Below are 8,620 nucleotides of genomic sequence, written 5' to 3' on the forward strand. Positions count from 1 at the left end.
CAAGTAGAGGGCAATATTTGCCTTCACACTACTTCTACACTCAATCCAAAAAGCCAACCACAAGCTTTCTAATAGCACTTTTTTGCATGCAACTGCAATAGCGCGAGATTAACACGCATTAAGAAAGTCTGCACGAGAAAATCTGAGCAACCCCACTTAAAAACACCTACCGTGTAAGCATTAATTGCAACTCAATTAACAATAAAGCACGGGGCCGTGACACAATATACCTTGATCAGCGATAAAAGCGACCACGCTATGTGTTTCATGACCATACTAAGCACCTCATCAGATGATGATTTGTCACTCACAAATAGTGATCTTGTTCAGTTCATCAGAAATCCAGACATCCCCGAAGAAAAATATTTGCAGTTCAAGAATAAATGGTTTCTTGCCTCTGATGTCGGGTGCAGCTGCCACTTCAGACATTTGTCAGGCGGCAGCATAGAACTCGGCTTTGGTGAACCTGAAGCATGGTTTCATGAAGAAAATAATGCGATCGAAGCAAGTCGTCAAATTGCAGCCTGCATCCGCGCATTGATACAACAAGGTGCAAGCGTAGATTGTGTTGACGCCTGGGCGCACGGACACGGGGAAGCAGCACAGATTGATGACATAGAGGTCAATCTTTCCGAAGTTAGCGACATCGCCTTCCGTTTCTTTGAAAATTACCGCTTCTCTTTTATTCAAAAACCTTAATTCGTCTGTCGCGCATAACTTACCATCAGCATCTCCTATAGGCTTCCATCAGACTCATTCCAGTAAATCATCTTTCCACCATAATCGAGATTGACCTGCATATCCATAAGACCACGCACAGAGCTGCGATATGCTATTGCATATTCCATTTAGTTTGACCATCTATTCCGGTAAAGGGCAACCACCTAATATGATATGCTTTGACCACATAGTGTTGATATAGCCGTTTTACATGTTTGAAAATTTTAAATAAAAAAAGGAACATTGCTGTCCCTTTACTTAAGATTTGTTTGGCTTTATTTTCGAGTTAGTCTTCTAGGTTATATCTCCAAAGGCTTTTTCCGTTTCCTTAAAGATTCACCTACCAATTTGATACGGTGTGAGTTATGGACTACCCGGTCTAGAATTGCATCAGCGATAGTATCGTCACCTATTAAACTATGCCAATTTTCTATTGGATACTGACTTGTAATTATTAACGATTTTTTGTTTACTCGCGCATCAATAATTTCAAGAAGGTCGTGCGCAGCAGAAGCAGGAATTGGTTTTATTCCAAAATCATCAATGATGACCAATTCCATTTTTGCCAATTGATTCATTCGCTTCCTGAAGCTGCCATCAAGGTGAGCAACTTCTAATTCCTTAAGCAGTGTGGGGGTCCAGTTATAGCTGGCCGACAAAAGATTACGACAAGCTTGCTGGGCAAACGCACATGCAAGCCAGGTTTTTCCATTTCCAGTTGCGCCTGTGATTATCAAATTGTGGTGGTTTTTTATCCAAGCACATAATGAAAGAGAAGCCACATATTGCTTATCCAGACCTGATCTATTCTTATAGATCACATCTTCCAGCATTGCGTTTTCTTTTAACTTTGCACTTTGAAGTAAGCGTGTAATTTTTTTACTTTCCCTTGACGTAAATTCATTATCAACTATAAAAGAAATGCGTTCTTCGAAGGATAAGTCATTCGCATGCATTGACGTCATTTGCTGTTCAAGTGCCGCAGCCATTCCATGGAGACGTAATGAATTCAATCGCTCAAGCGTGTGTTGCATCATCATAGTTATTCCTTTGCCTAAAATTATTATTGGTAATAGTTAGCGCCGCGGATGTTTTTGTGTGGTTGCTGTACAATTTTTTCTTCTGAAGATTCCACGTGTGGCAATGGCAGCGATTCAGTGCCACTTTGTAAAATCGACTTTACAGATTTGAGAGTTAAAACTTTTATTGCACAAGCCCTTCGACAGGCCATTTCGATCCTGTTCAATTCAAATTTATTTTTCAGATTAATTAATCCAACGCAAGTTTTTTGCCCAGCATATGGTTCGCCACGTTCGACAAGATGGTAATGTATAAATTGGGTGGAAAATGGCCCGACCTTTTTTCCCCACTCCCTGATCGTGTCCGGCGTCCACATTTGGAAATGCACATGCTGCGCTGGCATATGTTCAGTAAGCGTAGTTTTTTCTCCGACGATATTACATATTTTTTGAATCGCTACACGCTTCCCACTGAATAAAATTTCAATTACATCGGAGAGAATTCGTAACTCAATTTTCTCTCTTATAAGAGTATAGGGAACACTGTAGTAATGCCCAAGATGCTCGACATGATAATCAGGGCCAACAAGAACTCTACGTATTTGTGAATACTCGAATTCTTGGGCCGGCAGAGGACTTAAAGCAGGTCTGTCGATTTCGTCATATCTAGTCCGGCGACATCCAGGAATTTTTTTAAATGGTCGATTATTTAGATCTTCCAGCAATTTTCTAATTTCAATATTCAAGTCTGCGATTGAGAAAAAAGTTTGATTTCTCAATCGCAGTAAAATCCAACGCTGTACAAGGAGTACTGCTCCTTCCACTTTTGGTTTGTCTTTTGGCCGACGAACCCGGGCGGGGACTATTGCCACTCCAAAATGCTGAGCAAATTGCTGATAGTTGATTTGAATCTTCGGTTCATAAAGGTCTGGTTTGCTTACCGCTGATTTCAGATTGTCGGGCACGATTATCTTAGGCACACCTGCAAAATATTTTAAAGCGTTCACATTTGCCTTGATCCAATATGGAATTGTCTGGCTAGGAATAGCTTCGCAGTAAGTAAAATTTGATGCGCCAAGAACTGCAACGAAAAGTTCGACGTACGTAGTTTCTCCTGTGTCGGGATTTACTATTTTGGGTCGTTTCCCAGAAAAATCGACAAACATTTTTTCGCCCGCTTTGTGAACTTGGCGCATCGAAATCCGAAGAGTGTTTCGGAATTGACGATAATGATGGCAAAATTGACTATATCTATACCCATTATTTTCACGCAACCTATATTCCTCCCACAGAAGATATAAGGTCATATTATCGCGCTGCATTTCTGTATGAATCGCTAACATGTCTGGTAACGGACGAGCAGTGTTCCGATTTTTAATACGCCGCTCTGAGAAGAGCTTCTGTTCCAATTGAGTGTCGTCAAGCGTTTCTATTTGTGCCCAATCTAACTCTGCTCGTTTTGCTGCCCGAACAAGGTTCCCCACAGTGTTGTGTGAAACCCCAAAGATTTTTCCGATCGTCCGGTTCGACATACATTGCACTAAATTCAGCCGCAGCATCTCTCTTTTTTGTCGCATTTCTTGCCTCTACTTTATTCTGGGCGAGCATAAACAACGATCCTAAAAGAATCTTTTTATTTGATTTTTATGGGAAGAAAGCGAGCGACTACAATCGCTGCTTGACAAGCGGCGATTGTAGTCGTAGAGTACGATCATCAGCTCCCCAGTTGATGAATTAGTACTTCGCGGCTCACTTCGGTGAGCCGTTTGCTTTTTCCCTTTTTATTATCGTTTCATATTCATTTCATTTCCTTGTTTTGATATTTGTTGCAGATGGGCTCAATTTGTAAAAAATCTTCTTCTTGCAAAGCTAAAATTGATTGTACAAATAAATGGGCAGTCGAATACCCTACTGAGCATAGTCCATCTGGCAACTGAAGAATGCGCTGTGAAGTTTGAGCTGCGAAAAATAGCGACGCAGTGACATCCGGCGTAAATTTTAAGGGCCTCAGATAATTTCTTTAGTAGTGCTCCACTGCGCGGGCTCGAAGTGCCATTTTCAATACGCGAAAGATAAGACTCACTAACGCCGACAAGACTTGCAAAAGCCTTTTGCGAATAGTTCATTTTTACTCGATGTTGCCGTAGAAAATTTCCAAGTGGAGTCTCTTGCATTCCATTCTCTAATCTGCAAATAGGCTTGCCACTTTATACAATTGCAGGCTTTCTTGCAAGATGTAAATACTTAACAAAAACAAATACTTAGACAAATATTTCAATCGTATTTTTTAATATTTTTTTTCTTTCGAAATGCGTTAAATAGCATTTGTTTTTGATGAGAATTACTTGCATGCCTTTCTTTTTTTCTGAATTTAGAACGAAATAAAAATAAATTGATTTGTTAAATAAAAGAGGCCTTTTGGCAACATTTATATAATTTCCAAAATATCTAACATTATTTATAACTTTACGGGCAATTATGAAGTTAGCGTTAAGAAGTTTATATAAATAGAAGATTCAATATGAATTTTATGCATTCGAAAAAAATAATTAGTTGAACCATACTGATGTGTACTGTCAATAGCGGACACTCATGTTCTAAGCTGCCTGTGACTGCCGATTAAAATTTTCAGCAAATAAGGCTGGCGATATATTGCCAAGACGCGAGTGACGTCGCTGGCGGTTATAAAAGCTTTCAATGTATTCTTGGATAGCCGCTTGTGCATCAGCACGTGTTGCATAGCGCTGATGATGTATCAGTTCATTTTTCAGGCTTCCCCAGAGCGGCTGTACGCTTACCCTGTACCTGGTTGCCGAAGTAGTCGTAGGCATGTTTGACGATGCCGCCATCAGTATGGGTTTCTTGTAGCAGTTGGCCACGGGCGTCGTAGCCTCGGCGTGTGACGTTGGAGGCGCGATAAGTGATGGGTACCATGCCCCCTACCGTCGCCTCCATGCAAGATGTTTACTTCAAAAATGTATGAACGAAAGACCTGATAATCATCTAGCCGCCTCCCTCCGCTGGCGTGAGCCAAAGGAGGGAGGCGGCTAGATGATTATCAGGTCTTATATTGCGACAATTCTATTCTTAGAAAATGTATGAATGTAAGACCTGACCCCGGCTTTCGCGGCATTCTATTTTGCCGTAGAGCTTACCGCATTCTGGATCGTTAATTATTTAATAATACATTGCTACAAATCATAGTATGGCGAAGTCGAATCTAAGATGTATTAAAAAAATCAAAAATAGTCATACATAAACTCGCTGTTGCTTGCGTTCCACTAGAAATGTATGGAAAAAAACCGTGGCCCCGGCTCTCGTAACCTCGATTTTTGCCCTAATGTAACAAATTGCTCACTTTTTCGACATAATCTGATTTTGAAGTGTTTTTTTCAGAATACGCATTTATTGCAAGCCTAACAAATCCATGAAAAGTATCTTCGTTCATGAACATGCTAGGACTAGCCAACTCAAATTCACTTGGATCTACATAAGCATGAAACTTTGCATCTTTTGGCCATTCAGAAAAATAATCAATAGCGCCAGAAGCATTTATTCTCCGCCTCTCTATTATCCAGCCAGGGACACCTTCCAACGCCCCAATTTGATTTCCATCTGTTAGCAAACATAACAGATCCGAAAAACGTTCTTCACTAACAAGAATGTTTAGAATAAATTTAACTGCAACATGTGGATCGCCTTGTGGGTTAAATTTGCCAAAAGCAGATTGATAATAATCCATATTTGAACCTCTTACTGTATAGGGTGAACGTTGCCGATATAAGCGGTACCGGCACTGTCGTAATTTACATAAACTTTAAAATTCACACCCCCAACTATTTCTTCAAACGAAGTCTTTGATGTATCCACCAAATATTTGGTCCAAGCTTGCTGCCCCGCAGTTTGAGCATATTCGACCATTACTGCATCGCTAAAAATTTTGGGATCATAAACAGTTTTAGTACCTGTAACAAGATTACCATTCGGCTTAACGTAACTATAGTCAAGAATAGAAATCCCATTCGTGTTTGTCGGCGTCAAATTGGTCGTAGCATTTTTTGTTTGTAACTCTGCGATAGCATTATCAACATTGTGCGTACCGCTTAATTTTCCGCCAGAAAATCCATCTGGTCCAGTCAAGTGTTGAGATAGATCCTTGCGAAAGGACAAGCCATCTCCAGAGACTGTACAAACCTGAGAATTATGCACCCATATCCCCATATCACCAACATAGTAAGTATGGAATCCATCAACCTCAAAGTTAAACACTTCCTGTATTGCACCAGTATCCTCCACCCGGGTTACTACAGCATGTGATTTGTCATTTAATTCTAGAATTTGATTGACATGCAAATGGTCAGCACGAACCCAACCTACATTTCTTACCCAGAAAGGATGATTTGGCGTGGTAAAGAGTGTTTCAGCAATACCGAGTCCATTGATATAGTCAACTCTGTAAATTTCTTTGTCCTGAAACACAAATGTGTTTGCAACAAATCTATAGCTGAGTTCTCCAGTATCTTCTGGTTGAGATAATACCCAGTCACCAATGCGAATGTCTTCAATTGGCCTCAGTCCGTCCTGTGTATGAACCAAAGTTCCTTTTATAAAACAACCGCCGCCAGTTTCTGTTGTTTGACGGCCGCTTACTGTTTCTACTGTTCTAACTTCTTGACCTGTTCTCAAAACTTTGCCGAGGATGGTCAGTATTGAATTAGCAGCTGCAGTAATTATTCCAGGCCCAATAAAACTACCGAAGGCTCCCCCTATCTCTTGTGCGACACCGTTATATTGCCATACCCGACCATCCATGTTATCAACTGCTGCAAACATTTCATCCGATCGTGCCTGATCAAAATGGGCTACTACACCCGCTGTTAAGAAGGTAATCCCTTTGAGTACGTCCACTGCGGTTTCAGGAACAACATTAACGACTCCTTTGAGAACGCCAATAGGTGCATTCGTGGCGATATCACCGAGAACGCCCCCCATCGTAGGATGCGTCCCTCCTGTGTTTGATCCTGTATTTCCCCCCGTACTTCCGCTCTTACTACCAACACCTGTGTTTCCACCTGTGTTTCCGCCTGTGTTTCCGCCTGTGTTTCCACCTGTGTTTCCACCTGTGTTTCCACCTGTGTTTCCACCTGTGTTTCCACCTGTGTTTCCACCTGTGTTTCCACCTGTGTTTCCGCCTGTGTTTCCACCTGTGTTTCCGCCTGTGTTTCCACCTGTGTTTCCGCCTGTGTTTCCGCCCTTACTACCACCATCAATATCCCCTCCCGTATTTCCGCCCTTACTACCATCAATGTTTCCACCTTTATTACCACCATCTACGTTATTTGATTGCGAGCCAGAGCTACCTGAGCCATTTCCATTACCGCTTCCAGAAAGAGAAATAAATCCCGTGCCAGGAATTCCCCAAGCTTCCGTTTTGACGCCATCAATGTATCCGGTGTAGACAGCACCGCCTGGTATTAGGTCTTTCGTTTCTTGATCCACCTTACTTGCATCACGGCCACCTGCTACAATATTAGTCAGGTTACCTGAATATTGGTATCCTGCATCAATGAGTGCATCCTTAACTTCATTCCCGTCAGAAGATGTGTCATCCGCAGCCTCAGTATCAAGGATATATTTCTTAGTTTCTCTAAGAAATATCAAAGTTTCCTCAGGGGTCGGCTCTTCCATGCTAAAACTTGATCCATGCTGAGAAGGCGCAGCCTGAGGAGCTGGCGCAGGATAATTAAGCGCTCCCGTCCTAGCCTGCGCCGTATTCACACTCCCCAAATTCAAATTACTGATATAACTTCCAGTTGTCTGCGTGTTCGTTGCGTTGATCGCAGCAGTCGCTGTCTTAAAATCATTATTTTGCTGAACTTCGACTGATGTAGGCGAAGTCGGTCCTGATGGTGTGGTAGGCTGCAAAGCCGCAATCTTCGCATTGGTACTACTGATCTGCGCTTGCAAGCTCGTGATATAAGTCTGCCACGCAGTCAGCGTCGAAGTCGCCGTTGGATTGGATGCCGTCAGCTCCTGCAACTTGGTAGTCGCTTTGGCCAACAAATCAACACGGTAATTCAACTCTGCCTGCAGCATGCCCAGATCGTTAGAATCGACTGCCGGAGGCAAAGCCGGTGGCTGCGGTAAGGTAGGCGTGGTCGGCGTCGTTGGTGTGGTTGGTGTCGTGGGTGTTGTCGGATTCGATGGATTACCCGGATCTGTGGGGGTGACCGGCGGTGTATTCCCCAACAAGACCTGTATCTGCGCTTGTATGCTAGCGATTTGTGCTTGTAAGCCATTAACATAAGTGTGCCAAGCATTCAACAATGCATTTGCATTGGGTGGATTAGCTGCTGTAATTTGCTGTATCTGCACTGTTGCCCCCATAAGCGTACCAGAACGGAACGCCAATGCATCTTGCAACGTGCCCATTACCGTTGAAACAACGGGATCGGGCAATGTGGGTGGCAAGCCTGGAACAGTGCTGCCGCCTGGATTGCTGGAGCCGCCTGGATCAGTTCCCTGGTTACGCAGATTTTCCATTTTCTGCCATATTGCAGATAACTGGGCTCGTAGATCATTGATACGGGTCTGCAATGTCACTGCCTGTGCATCGCCTTCTGCCGTGTGCAGTGATTGCAAACGGAACTGTTCATTGAGCGACCACGACAAGTCTCCTATCACGGTATCGTATTGCACCTGCAATGCTCCTAATTGATCCTCAACACTGGCCGCACTGGCATTCAAGCTCGCGCGCATCATCATGAACGACATTGGACTAAAGCTTGCGCTTTCATTCCCAGCTTCATCCCCAGCATCCAGACTCATTTCACTGACGTCAGCAGCATCAGCAACCTCTTTTCCATCGTCAACCACCGCCA

At 42.9% G+C, this 8,620-nt stretch carries 7 protein-coding genes and 1 pseudogene; 1 reads left to right on the top strand and 7 read right to left on the bottom strand.

Annotation, left to right across the window (positions count from 1 at the left end; genetic code table 11):
* Nucleotides 1–216: 216 nt before the first annotated feature.
* Entirely contained in the window at nt 217–699 is a 483-nt protein-coding gene (locus ACO0LC_RS06400) for a hypothetical protein (protein WP_423001771.1), read from the top strand.
* Between the two features lie 320 nt (nt 700–1,019).
* On the opposite strand, the gene istB is transcribed toward ACO0LC_RS06400, so the two are convergent.
* From istB to ACO0LC_RS06435, 7 genes and pseudogenes are all read right to left on the bottom strand, one after another.
* Nucleotides 1,020–1,760 (bottom strand): IS21-like element helper ATPase IstB, encoded by a 741-nt coding sequence (gene istB / locus ACO0LC_RS06405; protein ID WP_423001773.1) that lies wholly within the window; start codon nt 1,758–1,760, stop codon nt 1,020–1,022.
* A 23-nt stretch (nt 1,761–1,783) separates the two neighbouring features.
* Nucleotides 1,784–3,316: an IS21 family transposase gene (gene istA, locus ACO0LC_RS06410; protein WP_423001775.1), complete on the bottom strand. Its 1,533-nt coding sequence runs from the start codon at nt 3,314–3,316 to the stop codon at nt 1,784–1,786.
* A 261-nt stretch (nt 3,317–3,577) separates the two neighbouring features.
* Nucleotides 3,578–3,913, bottom strand: coding sequence for a helix-turn-helix domain-containing protein (locus tag ACO0LC_RS06415; protein ID WP_423001777.1), 336 nt, complete (start codon nt 3,911–3,913; stop codon nt 3,578–3,580).
* Nucleotides 3,914–4,336: 423 nt separating this feature from the next.
* Nucleotides 4,337–4,531, bottom strand: a pseudogene (locus ACO0LC_RS06420) (IS3 family transposase); the annotation flags it as partial.
* Nucleotides 4,500–4,673, bottom strand: a complete 174-nt coding sequence (locus tag ACO0LC_RS06425) for a hypothetical protein (RefSeq protein WP_423001779.1) — start codon at nt 4,671–4,673, stop codon at nt 4,500–4,502. The gene ACO0LC_RS06425 and the pseudogene ACO0LC_RS06420, both read right to left, overlap by 32 nt.
* Nucleotides 4,674–5,076: 403 nt before the next feature.
* Nucleotides 5,077–5,481, bottom strand: coding sequence for a hypothetical protein (locus ACO0LC_RS06430; protein WP_423001781.1), 405 nt, complete (start codon nt 5,479–5,481; stop codon nt 5,077–5,079).
* Between the two features lie 11 nt (nt 5,482–5,492).
* Nucleotides 5,493–8,620 (bottom strand): polymorphic toxin-type HINT domain-containing protein (locus tag ACO0LC_RS06435; RefSeq protein ID WP_423001783.1); only part of this gene is annotated, 3,128 nt, incomplete at its 5' end.

It is taken from the genome of Undibacterium sp. JH2W (assembly GCF_049340425.1).
In the GTDB taxonomy this organism is placed as follows: Bacteria; Pseudomonadota; Gammaproteobacteria; order Burkholderiales; family Burkholderiaceae_D; genus Undibacterium.

What these genes read in the sequence shown, in the direction of transcription:
- istB (WP_423001773.1), bottom strand. Translation starts at nt 1,760, where the DNA reads ATGATGATGCAACACACGCTTGAGCGATTGAATTCATTACGTCTCCAT.
- ACO0LC_RS06415 (WP_423001777.1), bottom strand. Translation starts at nt 3,913, where the DNA reads ATGCAAGAGACTCCACTTGGAAATTTTCTACGGCAACATCGAGTAAAA.
- ACO0LC_RS06430 (WP_423001781.1), bottom strand. Translation starts at nt 5,481, where the DNA reads ATGGATTATTATCAATCTGCTTTTGGCAAATTTAACCCACAAGGCGAT.
- istA (WP_423001775.1), bottom strand. Translation starts at nt 3,316, where the DNA reads ATGCGACAAAAAAGAGAGATGCTGCGGCTGAATTTAGTGCAATGTATG.
- ACO0LC_RS06425 (WP_423001779.1), bottom strand. Translation starts at nt 4,673, where the DNA reads ATGGTACCCATCACTTATCGCGCCTCCAACGTCACACGCCGAGGCTAC.